The organism is Izhakiella australiensis (assembly GCF_002006995.1).
Taxonomy (GTDB): domain Bacteria; phylum Pseudomonadota; class Gammaproteobacteria; order Enterobacterales; family Enterobacteriaceae; genus Izhakiella; species Izhakiella australiensis.
In genome coordinates, this window is record NZ_MRUL01000002.1 from 355,865 (window position 1) to 376,559 (window position 20,695).

Here is a 20,695-nt window from a genome sequence, read left to right on the forward strand (position 1 = left end):
GCGGGCTTTGTACGCTTTTTTATGGAGACAATCTATGTCATACCTGATTACGGTCACCGATCCGTTGGCCGGGCAACGGCAGCACGAACCGGTGATTTTTTCCATCCCTGAGGCGCTGGAAGGTGATTTATGGTGGGCATTGACCCCCGAAGGTCGACGCATTCTTTGTCAGAAGCTGAACCATGAAACCCACAGCGGCGCCAGCCGTTTTGTCGCCAGCGTCAGCTTTAGCGGCGAGCTGCACTTCACCCTTGACCGGGCATGTCGTGACGACGAAATTGCGCAGCTTGAAGGCATCAGCCTGCTGGAGGGTAAAGAAGCCGATTGCTTCGCCCGTTTGCATACCGGTCAGTTTGATCTTGAGCTTTGCCGCGGCACGGCTAAGGGAGTGGGCGCTTCTAAGTGGGGAATTCGTCACTTCAGACATTTGCAGGATCAGGTCGAATTATTACCCTCAGGCAATAATGCCATCGGTGGCTTCTACGGCCCCTTCTTTACCCCGGAAAACGGCCTGATTAATCCACCCGAGCATACCATCGTCGAGATCGACGTCCTCGAACAAGGCCCGGTTTTGCACCACTACCGGATGCGCGGCACCATCCCCGATGGCTTATTAGCGGAACTGCGCGGCAAACATTTCACCATCGACTGGAAATTTAGCTGGCAAACCCCGTGGTTCCAGCGCCAGTATCAGGTGGATGATTTCCAGACGGTAATTAACGGACGTGCTGTCACCAACAAAATTACCGTTGGCGATGAGTTTGAAAGCGGCGTGGGTAAATTACTGTTTGACCGCTTCGAAGCCTATGGCGGCACCCGTTACCGCGCAGGCGATCCCTACGCAGAAGAACTGGTGACCATGGTCGGTAGCACCGTTGCTCATTCGGCGAATCAAAGTGCTAAATTTGCCGAATTCCGCGCGCAGCTCAGCGATATGGCCGCGGCACACTGGGATCTTTACTGGCGGATGTTCAGCGCCTGGGAGCAGGTGCTTGATGAAGATGAACTGCGCCAACGGCTGGCGCAGGTTCGCGCCCGCGCGCATATCAGAGCCGACCTCAACCAACGCCAATGGCAGCTGTCAGCCAGTCCGGTAGAAGTTTCGACGCTGGCGCACGAAACGATTTTTCCCGGCCCGGCCAGTAAGACCGTTGAATATGACTCAGCCAGCGGTCGGGCGATGGTATGGTGGACATCGCAGCCGTCCGGCGCCTTCCAGATTGTACAACGCCGCCAGTCCGGCTGGGTTAACTGGGGAACCAATGGCGAAAACGAATGCCCGGAACTCCCGGTCGGCGTGACGATAAAAACCGCTTACGGCCAGTTTGCCGCTCACTGGACGCAGATGGCCGACGCGCTGGAAACCGCGCCGCACGTTACCGTGGTATCCGGCCCCCGGCAGGGAGATACACCATGATTATCTGCTGCGGCGAAGCGCTGATTGATATGCTCCCGCGTCAGGGAGCCGATAACCAGCTGACATTTGCCCCCTGCGTTGGCGGCTCGGCATTTAACACCGCTATCGCCCTTGGTCGCCTGGGTCTGCCGGCGGGGCTTTTCTCCGGGCTATCCGCTGACTTTATGGGCACGATGCTGCGCACCACGCTGGCGGCATCCGGCGTGGATTACACCTTCTCAACCCATACGCCTTTGCCAACCACTCTGGCTTTTGTTCGCCTGGTTGACGGACAGGCAAACTATACCTTTTATGATGAAAACAGCGCCGGGCGCATGTTATCACCGCAGGACCTTCCAGCGCTCAGCGACAGCGTGCAGGCGCTTCTTTTTGGCTGCATCAGCCTGATCGCCGAACCCTGCGGCAGCGTTTATGAATCCTTGATGACGCGCGAGGCTTCACGGCGGGTCATCTTTCTGGATCCCAATATTCGCGCCGTATTTATTCACGACCGTGAAAAACACCTGGCGCGCATGCAGCGCATGCTATTGCTGGCGGACATTGTCAAACTCTCTGACGAAGATCTTGCCTGGTTCGACGAACAGTGTGACGCCGATGAAACGGTGGCGCGCTGGCTGCGTCAGGGGGTGAAAATCGTGGTAGTGACGCGTGGAGCCCAGGGTGCGGACGCCTGGACTGCGCAAGGAAAACTGCATATTCCCGCCACCAGCGTCGACGTGGTGGATACGGTCGCTGCCGGCGATACCGTCAACGCCGGTATTCTGGCCAGTCTGCATCAGCAAGGCATACTGAGCAAAAGCGCGCTGGCTGAGATAACCCTTTCGCAGCTGCGCGAAGCCGTGACGCTTGGTAGCCGTGCGGCAGCAATTACCGTATCGCGGGCGGGCGCCAACCCGCCGTGGAAAGCGGAGCTATTGGCCTTAAATTGAAAAAACGGCCTCCCTGGGGAGGCCGCTATTTAATTTAGATCAACAGACCGTTATGCGGTTTTTTGCCACAGAGAGTGCGCTTCTTCCGGGTTCCAGTGCGCAGCGCCGGTGTGGTTATTCAGGCAGCGATAAGTCTGGCCTTTATAGCTGACTTTGTCGCCGATTTTGTAAACCTTGCCTGGCGTAAAGTCTGCAACGCCCGGCTGAGTGCCGCCGTTATTGCTGTCTTTTACTTCAACGGTAACGTATTTAACCGACTCGCCATGGCTGTTGCTTACGGTCAGGCGATATTTAGCCTTACCGGTAATGTCAGCACGAACCCATGCGCGCACGGTGTGCAGGGTTTTGCCTTCCAGTTTACGATAAGTCGGCGCGGCCTGTTTTTCCTGCAGCTGGAATGGACCGTAGTTTTCAACAACTTCCCATTTGAACTTTTCAGCGCCAGTGGTTGCTGAAGCGTTGATCGCATAGCCAGCGGAATGAGGCATTTTCTGCACCACAATATGATCCTGTAAAAGATGGATCACCGGTGCGGCATGAGCGCCGTCACCCCCGTTATCCGGCGGGGTCGGATTGTTGTCCGGCGGCGTAGTGTCATCATTCGGCGGCGTCGGATTGTTGTCCGGCGGCGTAACGTCGCTGTCGCCGCTATTATGGCCGGCGAACTCTACGTCGATAACATTATAAAAGGCGTTGGAGGTGTCATTTACCGTCCAGACAGCCAGAATTTCCTGATAGCCTTCACGCTCCGGAACATCACAGGTATGAACAACCGAGGCGCCAACGCCCGGACGACCACCATTTTCCTGGATAGTACAGAATGGTTTAGTTTCAAAGCTGGCGCGCGTCAGCGGCTGGTTAGGATTCCAGTTATTTTTAGTAATGAAATACTCATATTTTGTCGTCGGATGCGGCGCGGTGAAGAACCACTTAAACTGGTGTTTGCCCGCTGAAATATCGGTTTTCACCCAGCGATTCATGCCGGTAGCATCCATTTCGCCACCGCGAGTCTGGTTGGCACTGGCGATTTGCCCGTCTTTAGGACCATCAGCCGGATAGCCCTTCGGCGCTTCAAGGCTCTGCGGCTCATACTGAATATTGCCACAGCCTTTATTCAGCTCACCGGCATAGCCCGGCAGTGCCTGAGAGACATTTTTACACAACAGCGCACGCGCAGGCGGGTCCATCACAAACCCATGGGACCAGGCAGCGGTACTCACCAGCAGCGTAGCAACGGCTACTGCAACTTTATTAATTCTCATACAACCTCTGATGTCTGAAATATATGACATTCAAAAAAACAATATTAATGCTGAAAAATAACTGAGGTGTTTAACAGGACTTCAGGGTATTCAGCAAACCTATCCGGCTTACTTTTCTATTGCTCACCAGACGGAATGATAGTGTTTGATTTAGCGCAGGAAGGGCATAAGGAATTTCTACAGCAAACTCAGAAAGTTTCCCGCATGGAGAATGCCCGCGGCAGTATTCGCGCGGGCAGTATTAAGAGGCCGGATGTCCATCGAGGAGCAGCCGCTGATAGCGTCGCATTTCGGCAATGAATCGCGTCACCAGCGGTGTTAATTCATGTTGCTGAATATCACCCGCAGCCAGCAAATCGGGTAATTTTTCTATAATCTGGCAGAATCGCTCCGCCCGGTGCAAACGCAACAAACTCCATGACGCTTTTAACCGATGCGCGATGCGCGCCAGATTTTCCGCTTCAGGTCGGACAGGATCGAGCTGCTGTAAGTCTTCGTCCAGCGCCTGCTTCAGCTGCTGCAACATCAGCGTCACCATCTCGCTTTGCTGTCCGGCCATTGCCTGAATTTCCTGCAGGTCTGGCACATCACTTGCGACCTGAGGAAAGCGTGAAAGAGCCTGCTGGAGCCGGCTTTCGCTGAGCGGTTTGCGTAGCAACGCATCCATACCCGCGTCGCGCGCCCGCTCCTCTTCGCGCCGCAGCGCGTTGGCGGTACAACCGAGCAGCAGCGTCGGGCAGTGCAGTTCGCCGCTAAGTCCGCGCAGGATAACCTGCTCCACCAGCCGGTAACCGTCCATTTCCGGCATCTGACTGTCGGTGATAAGAATATCCGGCTGATTATGGCGTAGATATTCCAGCGTCTCGCCGGGCGTTGCGCAGGCGGTCACCTGATGGCCCAGACGGCCCAGCTGCATGCTCATCACCGTCAGATTAGCCGGGAAATCGTCCACTAACAGCACGTGGTAGCCGGTTTTACCGCTGAGATTTTCAGCGCTGAGGTTTTCCGTTACCGGCGGCTGAGCCGTTTCCAGCGGCAAGGTAACCAACACCCGGGTCCCCTTACCCGGTTCACTGACGATTTCCAGCGTCCCTGCCATCAGGGTAATAAGCTGCTTACAAATCGCCAGACCAAGCCCGCTGCTGTATGGTGTTGTGGCATCAAGCTGAAACCAGGGCTGGAAAATACTCTCCTGCCGTTCGGGGGGAATACCGATACCGGTATCGATCACCGCGACGCTCAGCTGCTCATGCTGATAGCGCGCCTGCAGGGTAACACTCCCTTCTGTGGTGTATTTGATGGCATTACCCAGCAGGTTGGCAACGATCTGATTGAAGCGTACGTGGTCAAAGCGGCAAAACAGCGAAGGGGGGATCTGAACATCAGAGTGCCATTCCAGTCCCTTGCTGCGGGCGCTGCTGGCGAAGATGGCCTCACTAGCCTGCAAAATCTGGCTCAGGTTATGGCTGTCAGGCTGCAACAGCAGCTCACCGGCCTCAATGCGTGACAGGTCGAGAATATCGCCGACCAGGTCGCGCAGCGTGGTGGCGGCCTGCCAGGCCAGTTCCAGCGAGGAATGGGTTTCCCTTTCGATATCCAGCAGTCCCAGGAGTACATTCAACGGCGTGCGGATATCGTGACTCATGCGCGCCAGGAACTGTGATTTTTCTTCACTGGCTTTCTCCGCCAGCATCAGCGAACGGTTCAGCGCGCTTTCCAGCGCCGCTTTATCGCTGATGTCTATCCAGCCCCCCACCATCCCCTGGGGGATCCCCTCGCTGTCGGTATAGCGCGCCAGCCAGCGAAACAGCGTCACGCTATGCGACTGATGCTCAACGGTCACTTCATCGACAAAAGGCTCCGCACTATTTAGCGCGGCGATGCGCGTCGGCAGGCTGAGCCATTCGGCTAGCGGGTGTCCGGTCTGGTCTGGCAGCAAGGTGCCGGCTACGATCCCCGGCGGGACGATAGATGCCTCGGCAAACGCTTGATTAAAGCGCACCACGCGCCCGGCAGGATCGCAGATAAACTGCGGCACCGGCGCGCTGTTCAGCAGCGCCTGCCATAGTCTTAAGGCGTCATTAAGCTGGCGGTGGGTCTGTTCGCTTTGCCGCTGGCGGATAAAGTGTCTGGCGATAATCGCGATGGTCAAAATCACGGCAAACAAGGTAATCATCGCCAGCAGTTCGACCCAGAGCGATACCCGGCTATTGTCGCCGTTATCTCCGCTTGCCAGCCAGCGACTTTTACTGCTCTGAATATCCGCGACGGTTATTCCCTCCAGAATATCGCTTAGCCGCTGATAGAGCGGGGAGTTGCCCCGTGGCAGCACAAACCACAGGGGAAGCTCGGGTAAATCAACGCCGCGTAAAATCAGCTTGTCGTTATCACGGCGCTGAAGTTCATAATTCAGGCTGAAGGCGTCCGCTATCATCCCTTCCGCGCCCCCGGCCTCAATCAGCGCCAGTCCCTGAGTAATATTATCGACCTGCAGAACGCCTTCGGCGGGCAAACGCTGTTTCAACAGCGGCATCAGCGGTGAATCACGCACGATAACCAGCCGCTTATGGCGGAGCGAGGTGAGATTGCCGCTCAGCGGGTCGCTACTCAGACTCACTAATCCCTGCACCTGATGATCGAAAATCACCCCCTGATATCCCTCTGTTACCGGTGCAGTATCGCCCATGACCAGGTCGACGCTTCCTCGTCTGAGCAGCTGCTCAGCCTGCTGTTTACTGGCAACGCGCGTTATCTGCATGGAAAAAATCGAGGGCGGGAAAAAGGTGTTCAGCAAATCGCGCCACACCCCGCTGATGTCATTATCTTCGTCGGCGATCACCAGCGGCGGATGCTCGCCCACCAGCGCAATTCGCAGCGTCAAAGGACGGATAATCGACCCGTCCATCCAGGTACGCTGATCGGTAACGCTGCCGGTCGGCAGGCCCCAGCGCTGCTCAAGTCCGCGCACATCCCGCTTATCAAGGCGGCTGATGCGGCGATTAATGTCGTCCAGCAGCGGCTGATTGGAGGCTGGCACCCAGGCCCGATAGTACATAGGTTGAAGATCAGGCATCACCGAGTGTGGCAGAGAGGAAATTGGCACCCGCAGCATAAATTGATTGACCATAAAACAGGGTGCCACAACGCCGCTGGCTTCATTACGCGTCATGCGGCGCAGGTCATCATAGAGCGAGCTGTCACCCTCCAGGAGCTTTTGCGATTGGCTTCTGAACTGCGCCCGCAGCGTGTCGGGAATTTCTGGCAGCACCAGCAGCGGCTGCTGAACGCTTTGCGTCCCCAGCAGGCACAGCCGAAACGTCATTAGCGGCGCGCTTGCCTTCAAACCGGCATCGGCAAAATCCCCTGCGGCGATCAAACTGTGGATTTTTCCCTGCGAAAGCGCTTGTAACGCTTCATCCTTCGAGGCGTAGTGAATCAGCTCAGGCGTCTGCGTCTCCCCCTGCCAGAGCAGGGCGGCATCATCGGCCAGCACGCTGCGCCCCGATGCGTTGGCAGAAAAAGGCGCGCTATGGCTAAGAATGCCAATTTTATCCTCAGCATGCAGACAGACGCTGAACGGCAACAGTAGCCATAACAAAGAGAGCCGCCGGACGGCACGACCGGCTTGCTGTATTTTTCTTTGCGTCAACTGTTTAACCCTAACTGCTGCGCGTACTGGTAAAGCTCAAATTCTGAAGTCACGCCCAACTTACGCATCGCGCTACTTTTTTGGGCGCTAACCGTTTGCTTGGTACGCTTCAGGTGGGCGCTAATTTCATTCACCGTCAGCCCGCGCAGCAGCAAGCGCAATACTTCCATTTCCTTTGGCGACAGCGCGACCGCAACCTCATTTTTCACCACCGTCGCTTTGCGCGCCGTCGGCGAGAAAAGCGATTTCATCGTTTGTAGCAGATCAACCGAAAGGCTATTTTTATTGAGGATCGCCTGCACGCCGAGCCGCGATAGCGAATTCTGAATGCCGGGGTTGGTGATCATGGTCACCACAATGACGACAATATCAGGCCAGCGTCGCCTGACATACTGCACCAGCGCCAGGCCATCTGCGTGCTGTTGGCCGGGCATACTCAGATCGGTTATCACAACATCAACAGGCTGTTTGGTTAATTTCTCAACCAGCTCATCGGCACTGACTGCTTCATGGATGACCTCATACCGGCCCGCCTGTGACTGTAATAAAGTACGTAACCCCAACAAATACACCGGATGATCATCAGCTATTAGCACCGTTTTGCGCATTTATCTTCCCTTAATGGTATACGGCCCCGAAATTGAGTGGGCCTGCAAGCATGAAAAAACCAACGCATAGCCATCCATTGCAGAGTCAATCAGGACCAGTCGCTATCCTACGGCAGGGCGTCCTGAAAGGACTGCTATCCTGATACGGAGATATACTGTTTCATATAATTGACCTTTTCAAGGCCAGCATCAGATACTCCTTAGCCAGCATTTTTAACTCCAGCTTAGCCAAAGTCTGAATAATACTGCAAAAGCGCATTATAATTATCTGACATAAAACCCAAAAAGAACTGAAAAAATAATTAAATCAATGTCTATCGCAGACGCAGCTATGCCAAACTATAACCTTGTAGTCAGTTGGCACAGCGCGGGTGCTGTAAGTGCGGGTAGTTAAACAGTCAACCGCAGCGCGGACAGCAAAGGTTTATCTTGCGACTGGCATACTGTAACAGACTTGCATGATGCTCTGGCGGGTGAATTTCAGTTTACGCCGGGCGTACATGGTAGTGATTGAGTGGAAGGAGGAAAGATCAGCAGATGACGGAAGCAAGCACGAAAGCCCAGCAAAAATACGGTGACTGGCTGGCTGAGTATCAACGTCTGTCCACGATTAGCTGGTTAGATGAAGATCGCTTTCGTATTGAAAATATAAGAAATTTTCGCTACCTCGATGTCAACAGTTACCTTCCTGACTGGTACGCTGCGGATTATCGCCTCAGTGACGTCGTTGCCACCGATTTGGTGATGTCCTACTGGTCAGGAAAGGCCATTGCTCACGTATTTTTGAGCTTTGGCTTGCGCGACGGACGCTGGCTGGCTATCTCGATTGAAACCCGTCGCCGTCAGGGACAGCCCTACTCTGCCTTTGCTGGCTTTCTGCGTAAATATCCCGTTATTTATATCGTGGCCGATGAACGCGATCTGATTGGCGTACGCACGGATATACGCAGAGAGGATGTCTATCTTTATCCATTAAATATTAGCGTGGAACAAAGTCAGAGCCTGCTGAGGGATTACCTGCGCCGAATAAAAAAAGTGAATGAGCATCCTGAGCACTACCATACCTTGTGCAATAACTGCACGACTAACATATTGCGGCATGGCAAGGCAGTTTCGCCCGCGGTGAAATATAACTGGAAAATATTGCTGAGCGGCTATGCCGATCTTTATTGTTACCAGCATGGTCTTATTAACGCTGTCATCCCCTTCAGACAGCTGAAGCGTCAGTGTTACCTCTCACGTCCTGCCGGTGCGGTCATTGAGGACGATTTTTCCCGCAGTATCAGAAAACATCGCCCCTGAGCATTTTAGGCTACGCTTATTTTTTCTCGCACATGGCAACCCAGTTATCATTAATCATCATCAGCCATTTTCTCTCACTGATTGGCTTGAAAATAATTGATATTGGCGCACCGACCGGACTAATAAGCGCTTTTCCGTCGCCTAAGCGATCGCTGGCTGCCACTTCGACTTTAGCCACCCGGGCGTGGACGCTATTTTTATACTGCCAGAGGTTGCTCAGTTCGAGGGAACGGTTAATCACCACGCTGCCTTGCGAGTTTTTACTGATACCAAAAATGCTTAGTTTTTCCTGATATGGCCACCAGGTAATATTACCATTGAAAATATAAGCCTGCTGATCATCATCGACAAATGCGCCCTGTTTTATGGTGCTGTAGCATGGTGCCTGCGGCACTTTATACTTTTCCTGGTAGTGATGAACCGAAAAGAAAATCCCGACTCCGGCCATCACGGTAACAATTAATAAATTGAAAAATATTCGTACTGACATTGACTATCCTTTTGTGAAATCTCTTTATTGCACTTAGCTATCCATACTTTTGGCCCGTTCGATGCGATGTAAACGTCCTTTACGCCTGATGGCACATTTCTTTTTATCTCATTGAAATTCTTCTGTGACATTTGCTCCGAAGTTAAAAAATGAAACTTAACGTTCTCCACCGTAATATCAAATGGGAACGTCGTTAACGATGACTTATGAACAAGAAATACCAGAGGCCATAAAAGTGCCAGCACAAACACAATGAACGCCAGTTTATACGGCACTTTTTTAATTTTCACTTCATCATCAGGCTTTACAGAATGAGGGCTTTTTTTTTCCTCATTTTCATCATCTGGTAAAATCAGTTCATTATCACATTTAGCTAATTCAGCCTCTTCGATATATACTGTCAGTTCTTCAGACGCATCCCCTACTCTTCTTTCATCATCAGATGAATTACTTTCCGCTATAGATCCCTGATCGTAATTAACAAACACAACACCATATCGAGGTATGGTTTTAATCATTGAACAGGACAAGCCTGCCAGCTTTAATTTACGTCGCAGATTTTTTATTAGCTGATGATAACTGGATTCACCGACAACCGTACCGTTTTTTACCCATATTTCATGGATAATGTTTTCTTTACTTCCCTGACCATCAAGAACAATTTCGAAAAGTTTTTTCTCACTTGGCGTCAAATAAACACACTGACCAGTTCGATCATTCTTCAGACACGAGAGAGTCGGAAAAAACTCGACCTGGGATGTCAACGAAATGCTCCTGGATGTGATAGTCATAACCTCACCTTTATTAAATTAATCACAAAACTTCCTTATCCTGAGATATAAAAATCAGGACGAATCCCAGGGTGATGCATCGTAAGAAAGTGACAGCAAAGGGAAAAAAACCCCAGCATTTTGAGAGAAAAATCATAGAAAACTCATATTTCCTTCATCTAAAAATCACAGCTAAGCTGCAAAATGTCTACTTTCATCCGGAACGGGTTAAAATATAAACTCAGTAATGCCCACAACAAGGGAACGACTCAATATTAACAATCAATGAAAAAAGGAACTAAGCGAAGGCTCTCTGGCTAAATGAGGAAAATATTAATAACGAGGAGAAGTTGCTTACAGCGATAAGAATGTTCTCTAAATTTTATTAGAACATTTCATTCAATAAAATTTCAGTTAAAGGGAGCTGGCTGTTATCAAATAACAATAAGTTCTGAGGCAGAAATAGCCTATCCTTGCAGCCGTCCCAATAACGAAAAAAATGCCACCGTCGCGGTTTTTAATTGGCCATACTGAAAATTAGATTATTTTGCCAGTACCGCTAATCCGCCCAGCATTGTTTTATCCGGTAATTCAGGGGTAATAACCAATAAGCACGGTACGCTTTCATCGCCTTTAAATACCGTCACCTGCTGTCTGAATAGCGCTTTCTGATCGCCCTGCTGCCAGCGCTCGAACTGTTCCGTAAACGGTGGTTCACTGCAGGCTTCGAGCAGGGCCAGCGTTGCCACCCGGTAATCATTGGCAAAAAACAGGTGGCTCGGCGCCGACCACGCCAGTCTTTTTTGCGGCATAATTAGCCGGAAAGTAATATGGGAGGCGGCGCTCGACAGCGCCATTTCCAGCACCTGGCGACTGTTCTGTTTTTTCTTGTGCAGGCGATCGCTCTCGGCAAAGCGAAATAGCGTAAATGCCAGTAATGAGGTAAATGCGATATACCACTGTACATCCCATATTCCCCAGATAGCCGACGAGGCCGTTTCCTGCAAACGCACAAAGGGGCCCAATCCTGCCAGAGTGGCCTTTATCCCCACGATGTAATGCACAATCAGCAGCACGCCCAAAATGCGAGCGTTTAGCAACAATGAAGACAGCAGCATACTGCTCAGCAGCAGATAAGTCGGGTTGAAGCCGGAAAAAATAGCTTTTGGCCCGTTGGCCGGCTGGCAAAACAGCAGCAGCATCAGGACGATATTACTCAGCAGCAGTGCGATATCCCTGCGCCGGACCTTGCGCCAGCGGGTAAGCGGGCGCTTTCTTAAGCTCCAGGTTAGCGGCCAGAAAGCCAGACAGCCAGTAAGCAACGCTAAAGACCAGGAAACAAAATGAAAGGAAACCACGTCATAGCGGTTCAGCTTGAGGCAAAGCGTTAGCAGTGAGCCGACAGAAAACGTAATGACAATCAGGACAATAGCTTCGACCAGCGAGAAAAACAGCGGTCTGTTGCTTTCCCGCTCGGACCAGATACGGTCCAGCAGAATAAAAGCCATGGCGCACAGCGGCACGCTCAGTCCGTCAAAAAAGGCAAACAGGGCCGCCAGCGAGAGCGGACGACCAATATAAAAACCGCACAGCGTGTGCATCAGCATGGCGCTGACCACCCATAGCGGCCACTGCCTGATGGACGTCAGCAGCAGCGTAGCAAATAAAATACACGCAGGCAGCCAGGTCGTGGTTGAGAAACTCCAGGGATCGCGGTACTCCAGGCTTAATAGCGCCAGACCGCTCCAGCACAAGCAGAACGCCAACCATCGCAGAGTAAATCTCACCATGCTGATATCACCTTTCTCTCTTTTGGGCAAAATTGTCCGGCCTCAGCGCGTCTTACAGGCTGAAGGCAACGGTGCAGCAGGATCTTTTTCAACGACGAAGATCCACTCTTCATAATGTTTAGCCTGGCGGAACTTATCACCATCCTGAATAAATCCTTCTTTGCGCAGCGGTCTGCCCTGCCCTTTGCTGTACACGCCAATCCAACGCCCCTTGTCATCGTACGCCATTCCCCACTGGCGCTCCCCGGTCAGCGGATCGCTGAACCACTGGCGCAGGTGGTAGTGAACCTTGCCGCCGCGATTATCTTTCAGCAGGTCGTTAAAACCCGTTGGATAGCAGCCATTAGCATAGCTGGCGCTGCGATACTGCTTGATGGCCTGGCGAATTTGTTCTCCGCGAAATAGCAGCTCCGACTCCTGCTGCTGACGGTGGCGCAGCTGAATGATATCCTGGCTTTTCAGCATGGATAACGCCAGTACCGTCAGAGCCAGCAGCAACAGCAAACTGGTAAACCCATCCTGCCCTGCAGCTGAACGCGCGATGTTACCACGCATGATTCTCTTCCTGCTTGTCGGACAGCGAAGGCGCGGTGACGTCAATAATCTGCCCGCCGTCGTCGGTTTTAACCTGCCAGCTGTCGCGACTGTTGGCTATCGGATCCAGCGGCAGCTCTCTCAGATATCCTTCATCCACCAGTTCTCCCAGCTCGTGTGGCCCCACCAGTCGGTCGCGGCGAAACCCGTCAATCGCCGAGCGTAGCGCGTGCAGGTTATGTTCAAGAACCACCACTTTTGCCCGCTCCGTTTGTTGGAAGAAGCGCGGCGCCACCAGCGTCATAAGCGTCGCGATAATTGCCATCACTACCAGTAACTCTATCAGCGTAAAACCTTTTTCACCATTGCGCATAAGGCACCCCATTCAGGCCGGTTTCAATGCTGCCGGAGCGGATGTCAAAAACATCTTTTCCACCGCTGAACTCTCCCGGAGGCTGGGTCGATGCGCGCAGCTTCCAGGTTTCGCTATCGCGTTTTCCCTCGCACTGACAGAAAGGGTCGCGCGGTATGCGCCGCAGAAAATAAATTTTCTTTTTCTCCGCAGAGGTTTTATCCATCACCCCGGCCACCAGCGCATCAAGGGTCGGCGGATAAGAGGACGCTTCAGCGTCCTTCTCAATGCGTCCCTCTTCACTGGCCTGTGCGTAGCGGTCTATTGCGCTGCGAATGTCGCGCAATGACTCACGCAGCACCTCTTCATTACGCTGCTGCTGATAGCGCTGAACCATCGGTAGAGCGGCGGCGGCAAGCGTAGCAAGCAGCGTCAGGGTGACCATCATTTCAATCAGCGTGAATCCTTGTTGATTACGCACGATCATCCCTCGCTATTATTCAGTTCCTGGCTGGTTAACGGCGCAGGAAGCGTACGCATACTGGTCGGGAACTGCGCAGGCGGCGCCAGCGGCGGGGCCTCAAAACTACTGCTGGCAGAGGTATTCTCTACTCCGCGCAGCTGGAATCCGCTGTCGCCCTGTGAATCGTCAGTGCCCATATTGATGGTGCTGATATGGTTGCCAGGCAAATCGAGGTTGCGCTCAATCATCGGCGTAATCAGCAAGATCACTTCAGTGCGCTCAGAATCCTTACCTTTGCTACCAAACAGGCGACCGAGGCCAGGCAGTTCGCTCAGATATGGCAGGCCGGCGTTGTCCTCTTTGTCATCCTGCTTGATCAATCCCGCCAGCATTTGCGTCTCACCGCTTTGACTGCTTAATACGGTGTTGGCCTCACGGTTATTGGTGCGGTAATAAGCCACGCCATCTTTCGAGCGCTCGGCGCTGCCGACGGTGCTGAGATTAAATTTCACATCCATTGAGATATTGTTATCGACGCTAATTTCCGGGGTCACTTCCAGCTTGAGTCCGACGTCCTGGTATTCCACCTTTTCCTGCGAGAATCCTTCAGAAACCGTGCTGGTCAGAACCGGAATGCGTTCACCAATATCGATTAACGCCTTTTTGTTGTTTTTTACCCGGATACGCGGATTGGCCAGCACTTTGGCGTTAGCGCGAATCTTCTGCATATCGGCACTGATGGCGCCGGAGGGGCCGAGGTTCATAAAGGCATTTGCCCGATTAAAACCATTCAGTGGGATGTTGCCATTACTGCCTTCCAGACCATTGAAGCCAATGCTGACATTCCCCGGATAGTTGATGCCTAACTTTTCAACATCCTTGGAATATACTTCCAGCACTTCCACCGCCAGCGTCACTTCTGCTTCGGGTCGATCAAGCGTCAACAGCAGTCTTTCTGCTTTTTCCACGCTCTCCCTGGGGCCGCGGATGGTAACTGAGTTGGTACGTTCATCGACGTGAACATCCTTCAGCTTCACCATATTACGCAGGGCAACGTTCACTTCTTTCGCTTTGGCGTAACCAAGGAAAACCGTTTTGACCACCACATCACGGTAGATTTTCTCTTTCTGCGGTGAAGCCGGGTAAATCAACAGCGAATTGCCATTGAGCACTTTTTTGCGCAGCTGATTAGAAAGCAGCAGCAGATTCAACGCATCCTCGGCCGTGGTGTCTTTGGCGACCAGGCTGGCGGTGGCTGACGCAGAAACATCTTTGTCATAGATAATGTTCACGCCGGTTAACTGGCTGATGGTGGCAAAAATTGCCATTAGGTTATGATGACGGAAATTGAGCGAAACGGGCTTACGCAATTCGCGATTCAGCCTGGTTTCCGGCTGATTCTGCACGGCAATTTCACGCAGCAGATGATCGCGCAGCGCGATAGCCTGCGGCCAGTTGGGGTTTTCCGCCAGAATCTGCTGCACCTTTTTCAGCGCCAGCTCAGGCTCGTTATCCGCTAATTTGGTTGCTTGCTGATAAAGGCGATCCAACGCTCGCCAGTCTTCGAGCTTGCGCAGCCCCTGGCGCGCCCGTTGGTTACCCGGCTGATAGAGCAGCGCGCTGTGCCACAGCTCCGACGAACTGGCGAAATCATTGCGTGCGGCGGCATCCTCAGCCTCGCGCATATAGTTTGCCACCAGCCGGTCGGCAAGATTGCGCTGCTTAATACGTAAGGCCGGATCTTCAGGCGCGCCGATGCGCGCTTTATCGATTTCCGCCAGCGCGCCGATCAAGGATGAATTGTTCTGCGGCTGCAACGTTTTTTGTTCGGCCTGGTACTGTTGAGCGCAGCCGGCCAGCATTGAACTAATCAACGCTATAACAATAGTTATTTTTTTCATTTTATCGTGTCGGTTCAGATTTCAGATCGCCAAGCTCAATTCGCTTGAGTAATTTTTGCGGCAGCCATTCCACCTCCAGGTGGTCATCCGCCAGTGCCCGTAATTGCCATTCCGGGGTAATGTTGTCTCCGGGGCGGATCACGTTTGCCGCCCGGCAGCGCTGGCACAGAAGTAGGCTCTGGATACCATCGCTGATAATCACGATGCGCTTGCCCTCCTTCCACCAGGCTCCCATAACCTGAAAGGTAAAAGGCGGCTCCACCTTCTTCGGCGGCGGCGGCTTCTGCGCAGCGGAAGCGGGTTTTAGCACTTCAGGCACCGGAAAAAGATCGATGATCTCATGGGGCGCTTCAGCCTGGCGCGCCGCCGCGGCGCCGGGAGTGACGCTGCGGGTGGGTTTCAGCGCCCTGGCGACCGGCGCGACCTCTGTCGGTCGATCGTAGAACTGACTTGCCACCACAATGACGCCAGTCACCGCCAGCGCAATAACCAGATAACGCGGGATCCTCATGCCTGCCCCCGGTGTAACGTTAGCTGTAAGGTAATGCTCAGCTGCGAGACATCAGCCTGCGTACGCCTGGCGTCCAGCCGTTCCACTGCAACCGGCAAAACCCGGGTGATTTCCTGCAACGCTTGCGCTAACGACGACCAGCTGCCGCGCAGCGGAATAGAAAGCTTCAGGTTTTTCTCCGCCTCTTCGCCCGCGGCGGGAAAGTGATAGCTGCTGCCCTCTACCTGCAATTTATTGCGCGCTAAGATGGCAAATAACATCTTGACCTGCTGGTATTCGGTCACGCTCAGCGCCGTCTGCAACGCCGGCTCGTCGCTCTCCGCCATTACCGGCAGCGGCGCTTTAAGCTGCTGCTGCATGGTCTTCAGCGCGCTCAGCTGCCGGGCATTATCCGGTGCCAGCCATAGCTGCCAGTACCCCGCCAGCAGCAGCGGTATCGCTGCGGCCGCCAGCGGCCATTTACCGGTTTTTTCCACCAGACGGGCACTTTTCCAGCGCAGCTTTGCCGGCGCGGTTTGGCTAAACTTTTTATCCATGTTTTGCCTCCGTGTGAGTATCCATCTTCAGGTTAAGGGTTGCCTGCAGCGGCCAGCGGCCTGATTTATCCTGCGCCGGACGGTGATTTTGCAATTCCACCTTCGCCGGAATACGCTGCAAACGTGCGCTAAAATCAAGCAGCGCCGGCAATGACTTTGCCGCGACTTCCATCCTGACGTGCTGCTGCTGGAAGCTGGCATCAACCTGTAACAGCGACACCTCGGCAGACAACGCTTTGCCAATCGGATTAAGTAAACTGAGCGCGTCAGGCGAGGCGGCCTTCACTTTTTGCTGCCGACGCATTTTCTCAACAATTTTTCGTGCCGCCTGCTGATGGGCATTTAGCTGCTGCTGAGCCCGATCGGTCATTGCCGTCAGCTGCTGCTGAGTTTGCCAGGCGCCAACGGCGCCCACCATCACAGGCAGCGTCATCACGGCAACCATCAACACTGCACGCAATGACCAGGGCGGCAATAGGGTGAATCGCGGCGTCACAAGGCGCTCCTTCAGAAAAATTAGCGTTATGGCTGATGGATGAATATCAGCCGTAGATATCATGAGGGGGAAGATACGGGCAGAAAGAAACTTTCCCTATAGTACCAGTCAGAAAAGCGGCGGCGGCGCCGTGGTACTCTGCGCGGCGATAGCGTCGGCAGCCTGCGCAGACGCGGGCTGCCCGGCGAATGAGACCGCTGCCTCATCCTTTAACTCACTGACCTGCCAGCTGAGATTATCAAGGCAGTAGCAAGGCGCGCCCTTTAACCCCGACAGGCGTTTGATTAACGCAAACTGCTGTTGCAATGACAGGTCGGGCAGCGCCATGCGGTGAACATGCTGCCACTGTCCCTCAGCGCGGCAGGCGAAGCTACTGGCATCAACGCCGGCCACGGCATAAATGCCGCAGGCTTGCAGAGGCTGATGCTGGCTGCGCAGCAAATGCTGGAATGGCGTCACCACGCCTTTAAACCGCAGTTTTTGCTGGTGCGCCGCCGCGATTAATGTCTGCCAGAAAGCCTCTTCAAGCACCACCACCAACGAAGTCTGACCAAAATTCAGCTGCTCGAAATCAACCACCAGCGGCCGCCCGCTTAGCTGAGGAAAGACGTTCTGCGCCAGCGAAAGCGCATAACAGCGCAGCTCTTCGGGCGTAGCGATCCCTTGCTGCCAGGGCACCGTCAGGGTGTGCGCCAGGCTATTATCCAGCCAGAATTCAATCCCCGGCAGCCACGACAGCGTTTGCCGCCGCACGCTAAGCAAATGCGCCAATACGTCTTCAAGCGCCTCTTCAGCCTGACGCGGCATTTCATTAATCACTTGCTGCCCATCGCGCAGACGAACGCGGTCAGGGAAAATGTCACACTGCCAGATTTTAGCCATGCGCAATGACACGATTGATCTCCTGTAATGTTGTTTTACCTTCAAGTACCGCCCGCAGTGCGATGGTCGGTAATGGGACAAACCCTTCCGAAACCGCCACTTCCCGCAAACGCCGCACTGACGATCGCGCCAGCAGCGCTTCTTTCATCGCATCGCTGAACGAAAGCACCTCCGCCAGCGCCAGCCGCCCACGGTAACCACTGAAGCGGCAGGCTTCACAGCCTTTGCCTTTGCGCCAGTTAGCGCTGATATCGCGTAATTCACTGGCTTGCCAGGCGGCAAGCTCTTCCGCATCAGGCTGCGCCGGTTCGACACAGTCCGGGCAGATACAGCGCACCAGACGCTGCGCAACCACGCCGTTTAGCGCCGTGATCAGACTGGCGGGTTCAACTTGCATATAAAGAAAGCGTTCCAGCACGCTGAAAACGTTGTTGGCATGCACCGATGAGAGCACCACGTGGCCGGTTAACGCCGCCTGCACCGCGATGCCGGCGGTTTCACCATCGCGGATCTCACCGACCAGGATAATGTCAGGATCGTGGCGCAGTATGGCGCGCAGCCCGCGCGCAAACGTCAGGCCTTTCTTATCGTTTACCGGTATCTGCAGCACATCGCTGAGCTGATACTCCACCGGGTCTTCAATGGTAATGATTTTACTTTCACCGCTGTTCAGCTCGCTCAGCGCCGCATACAGGGTGGTGGATTTACCGCTACCGGTCGGCCCGGTCACCAGCACCATGCCGTGTGGCAGATGCGTCAGCTGGCGAATGGCGCCCAGCGTATAGTTATCAAAGCCCAGCGATTCCAGACTCAGACTGCGGTCATGAGATTTATCGAGCACGCGCAGTACCGCGTCTTCGCCGTGAATACTCGGCATTACCGAGACGCGAAAGTCCACCGGGCGCTGGTGGATCAGTGCTTTAAAGCGCCCATCCTGGGGAGTACGCCGCTCGGCGATATCCATACAACTCAGCACCTTGAGGCGCGAGATAACCTGCTCGGCATGCTGCGATCCGGCGCAGTGGCGGATCGAATGCAGTACGCCATCAATACGGTATTTCACCGCCAGCCCGTCAGGAACGGCGGCCAGGTGGATATCGCTGGCGCGGCTTTGCAACGCATCGTACAGCGTGGCGTTGACCAGCTTGATCACCGCGTTGCTTTCGCGGGCGATGCTGGCCGGTGAAATTTCGAGAATCAGCTCTTCGCTACTGGTTTCCGTGCTTTGCTGCTCCAGCTGATCCAGCGTGCGCTGCTGTTTAACCAGCTTCTCCAGCGTCTGGTCGAGCCATGTCAGCGACGTGAGCGCCAGGCGCTGCGGAAAACGCTGCGCCCACTGGCGCAAAGGCAGTGAAAACGGATCGGCAACCACCAACCACTGCTGCTCCTGCACCCGCAGAGGCAGAACCCGCTGCGCCAGCGCTTCCGCTAACGGCAGATGGCTGAAATCAGGCTCGGCGGCTTCCGCCTGCTCCGCCGTCAGCGCCGCCAGCCCCAGATAAGCGGCAACCTCAGGGAGCAGTCCGGGGGTGCTATCCAGCAATAACGCCAGCTCATTGCAATGTTCCTCTGGCGGCAACGCCAGAATGGCGTCCAGCCTTTCCGTGACAACATGATTAAACAGAGACATCAGGAGAGCCCTCCGGCCAGTTCAAAAATCGGCATATAAAGTAAAAACACCACCAGGCCGACGATGCCGCCGACGATCATCATCAGTAACGGCTCGAAAACCTTGCTGAACATTTCAATTGCTCTTTCCAGCGCTTCGTCATAAAAGGCGGCGATACGCTCGCACATTTCCGGCAGCTGTCCGCTGCGTTCACCCGCCTGAAGCAAGCGCGTGGCCACCGGGGTGGTCATCTGCTGGGTCTCCAGCGTGGCGGACAGCGCCTGCCCGGCCTGCACGTTGTCGAGCACCTGCTGCAGCTGTGCATGGTGGCTGACCGGCAGGATCGAACGCGTCAGATTCAGCGCCTGAACCACCGGCATCCCACCCTGCAACAGCAGGCCAAGCGTGCGATAAAAACGCACCAGAATGGTTAGCGTATGCTGACGGCGTAGCTGCGGCAGGCGCAGCAGCAGGTTGGTCAATCCCTGGCGCACCGCGGCGGTACGCAGCATCGCGACCAGACCCGCGCCCAGCACGCAGGTTGCCAGCAGCAGCATCATTCCGTGATTTTCCACCAGCCGTCCCCACCACAATATAAAACGGGCGCTGCCGTCGGGATCTTTCATCCCTTCGAAAACCACCGCAAAGCGCGGAATGATAAAGCCCAACAGAAAAATCAGGATCAGACCGCCCACCGCCATCACAATGGTTGGGTACATCAGCGTCGCCTTGACCCTTTTACGCAGGGTTTCCATTCGCTGTTCGTAATGCTGAAAGCGTTTTAACGCCATTGGTAAATGACCGGTTTGCTCCGATGAGCGCACGGTATTCACCAGCAGCGGCGGGAATACCGCCGGCAGAGCGGCCATTGCCTGAGAAAGCTGGCAGCCTTCATACAGTTTTTTCAGCAGAGCATCGAGCATATTGCGCGCCTGCGGCTCGCTGCTGCTGGCGTGGAGAGCTTCAATGGCCTCAGTCACCACCAGCCCGGCCTCAAGCAGCGCAACCAGCTCCTGAATAAACAGGTTTAGCGAAAAACGCTTTGTCCGTCCTGCCGGGCGCGCAGTGACCCGCATGACGGTAAGGCCTTGCGCGGATACGCTTTGCCGCGCTTCCGCCGCCGAGCTGGCGGTAATCTGCATGGTTTTACGTTCGCCCTGTTCGAGGAAAATAACATCGAAGGTTTTCATTATT

Annotated in this window: 19 protein-coding genes; 3 read left to right on the top strand and 16 right to left on the bottom strand. The window is 54.2% G+C overall.

The genetic code is table 11. From position 1 onward, the window contains the following. Positions 1 to 34 precede the first annotated feature (34 nt). Together BTJ39_RS05025 and BTJ39_RS05030 are read left to right on the top strand one after the other, a co-directional pair. Complete coding sequence (locus BTJ39_RS05025; protein ID WP_078001579.1) at positions 35 to 1,417, top strand: hypothetical protein; 1,383 nt, start codon at positions 35 to 37, stop codon at positions 1,415 to 1,417. Beyond that, entirely contained in the window at positions 1,414 to 2,346 is a 933-nt protein-coding gene (locus BTJ39_RS05030) for a carbohydrate kinase family protein (RefSeq protein ID WP_078001580.1), read from the top strand. The genes BTJ39_RS05025 and BTJ39_RS05030 overlap by 4 nt, the downstream gene beginning before the upstream one ends. A gap of 50 nt (positions 2,347 to 2,396) precedes the next feature. On the opposite strand, the gene BTJ39_RS05035 is transcribed toward BTJ39_RS05030, so the two are convergent. From BTJ39_RS05035 to BTJ39_RS05045, 3 genes are all read right to left on the bottom strand, one after another. Beyond that, positions 2,397 to 3,608: a lytic polysaccharide monooxygenase gene (locus BTJ39_RS05035; protein ID WP_176110227.1), complete on the bottom strand. Its 1,212-nt coding sequence runs from the start codon at positions 3,606 to 3,608 to the stop codon at positions 2,397 to 2,399. A gap of 241 nt (positions 3,609 to 3,849) precedes the next feature. After that, positions 3,850 to 7,257, bottom strand: coding sequence for an ATP-binding protein (locus BTJ39_RS05040; protein ID WP_139356310.1), 3,408 nt, complete (start codon positions 7,255 to 7,257; stop codon positions 3,850 to 3,852). Then, positions 7,254 to 7,865, bottom strand: a complete 612-nt coding sequence (locus tag BTJ39_RS05045; RefSeq protein WP_078001583.1) for a response regulator — start codon at positions 7,863 to 7,865, stop codon at positions 7,254 to 7,256. Before BTJ39_RS05045 ends, BTJ39_RS05040 begins: the two co-directional genes overlap by 4 nt. Positions 7,866 to 8,402: 537 nt before the next feature. Here BTJ39_RS05045 and BTJ39_RS05050 point away from each other — a divergent pair. Continuing rightward, positions 8,403 to 9,167, top strand: coding sequence for an Lnb N-terminal periplasmic domain-containing protein (locus BTJ39_RS05050; protein WP_078001584.1), 765 nt, complete (start codon positions 8,403 to 8,405; stop codon positions 9,165 to 9,167). A gap of 16 nt (positions 9,168 to 9,183) precedes the next feature. Here the strand turns inward: BTJ39_RS05050 and BTJ39_RS05055 are convergent, their stop codons facing one another. The 13 genes from BTJ39_RS05055 to BTJ39_RS05115 all read right to left on the bottom strand — a co-directional run bounded on the left by BTJ39_RS05055 (position 9,184) and on the right by BTJ39_RS05115 (position 20,691). Beyond that, positions 9,184 to 9,657 (bottom strand): hypothetical protein, encoded by a 474-nt coding sequence (locus BTJ39_RS05055; protein ID WP_078001585.1) that lies wholly within the window; start codon positions 9,655 to 9,657, stop codon positions 9,184 to 9,186. Continuing rightward, positions 9,627 to 10,421: a winged helix-turn-helix domain-containing protein gene (locus BTJ39_RS05060; protein WP_176110229.1), complete on the bottom strand. Its 795-nt coding sequence runs from the start codon at positions 10,419 to 10,421 to the stop codon at positions 9,627 to 9,629. The genes BTJ39_RS05055 and BTJ39_RS05060 overlap by 31 nt, the downstream gene beginning before the upstream one ends. Before the next feature lie 548 nt (positions 10,422 to 10,969). Beyond that, positions 10,970 to 12,217, bottom strand: coding sequence for an MASE1 domain-containing protein (locus BTJ39_RS05065; RefSeq protein ID WP_078001587.1), 1,248 nt, complete (start codon positions 12,215 to 12,217; stop codon positions 10,970 to 10,972). Positions 12,218 to 12,259: 42 nt separating this feature from the next. Further along, positions 12,260 to 12,772 carry a type II secretion system protein gene (locus BTJ39_RS05070; protein ID WP_078001588.1) on the bottom strand — a complete coding sequence of 171 codons (513 nt, stop codon included), beginning with the start codon at positions 12,770 to 12,772 and terminating at the stop codon, positions 12,260 to 12,262. After that, positions 12,762 to 13,124, bottom strand: a complete 363-nt coding sequence (locus tag BTJ39_RS05075) for a type II secretion system protein (RefSeq protein ID WP_078001589.1) — start codon at positions 13,122 to 13,124, stop codon at positions 12,762 to 12,764. Before BTJ39_RS05075 ends, BTJ39_RS05070 begins: the two co-directional genes overlap by 11 nt. After that, on the bottom strand, positions 13,111 to 13,590 hold the full coding sequence (locus BTJ39_RS05080) for a type II secretion system protein (protein ID WP_078001590.1): 480 nt from the start codon (positions 13,588 to 13,590) through the stop codon (positions 13,111 to 13,113). Before BTJ39_RS05080 ends, BTJ39_RS05075 begins: the two co-directional genes overlap by 14 nt. Further along, positions 13,587 to 15,467 (bottom strand): type II secretion system protein GspD, encoded by a 1,881-nt coding sequence (locus tag BTJ39_RS05085; RefSeq protein ID WP_078001591.1) that lies wholly within the window; start codon positions 15,465 to 15,467, stop codon positions 13,587 to 13,589. The genes BTJ39_RS05080 and BTJ39_RS05085 overlap by 4 nt, the downstream gene beginning before the upstream one ends. A gap of 1 nt (position 15,468) precedes the next feature. Next, positions 15,469 to 15,978: a hypothetical protein gene (locus BTJ39_RS05090; RefSeq protein WP_078001592.1), complete on the bottom strand. Its 510-nt coding sequence runs from the start codon at positions 15,976 to 15,978 to the stop codon at positions 15,469 to 15,471. Beyond that, positions 15,975 to 16,514 carry a hypothetical protein gene (locus BTJ39_RS05095; protein WP_078001593.1) on the bottom strand — a complete coding sequence of 180 codons (540 nt, stop codon included), beginning with the start codon at positions 16,512 to 16,514 and terminating at the stop codon, positions 15,975 to 15,977. The genes BTJ39_RS05090 and BTJ39_RS05095 overlap by 4 nt, the downstream gene beginning before the upstream one ends. Then, the gene (locus tag BTJ39_RS05100) at positions 16,507 to 17,010 is read right to left on the bottom strand and encodes a type II secretion system protein L (RefSeq protein ID WP_139356311.1); all 504 of its coding nucleotides are present in this window, start codon (positions 17,008 to 17,010) and stop codon (positions 16,507 to 16,509) included. The genes BTJ39_RS05095 and BTJ39_RS05100 overlap by 8 nt, the downstream gene beginning before the upstream one ends. Positions 17,011 to 17,118: 108 nt before the next feature. Then, positions 17,119 to 17,904: a hypothetical protein gene (locus BTJ39_RS05105; protein WP_139356312.1), complete on the bottom strand. Its 786-nt coding sequence runs from the start codon at positions 17,902 to 17,904 to the stop codon at positions 17,119 to 17,121. Continuing rightward, positions 17,885 to 19,522, bottom strand: coding sequence for a GspE/PulE family protein (locus BTJ39_RS05110; RefSeq protein WP_078001596.1), 1,638 nt, complete (start codon positions 19,520 to 19,522; stop codon positions 17,885 to 17,887). Before BTJ39_RS05110 ends, BTJ39_RS05105 begins: the two co-directional genes overlap by 20 nt. Then, on the bottom strand, positions 19,522 to 20,691 hold the full coding sequence (locus BTJ39_RS05115; protein WP_078001597.1) for a type II secretion system F family protein: 1,170 nt from the start codon (positions 20,689 to 20,691) through the stop codon (positions 19,522 to 19,524). Before BTJ39_RS05115 ends, BTJ39_RS05110 begins: the two co-directional genes overlap by 1 nt. Between the last annotated feature and the right edge of the window lie 4 nt (positions 20,692 to 20,695).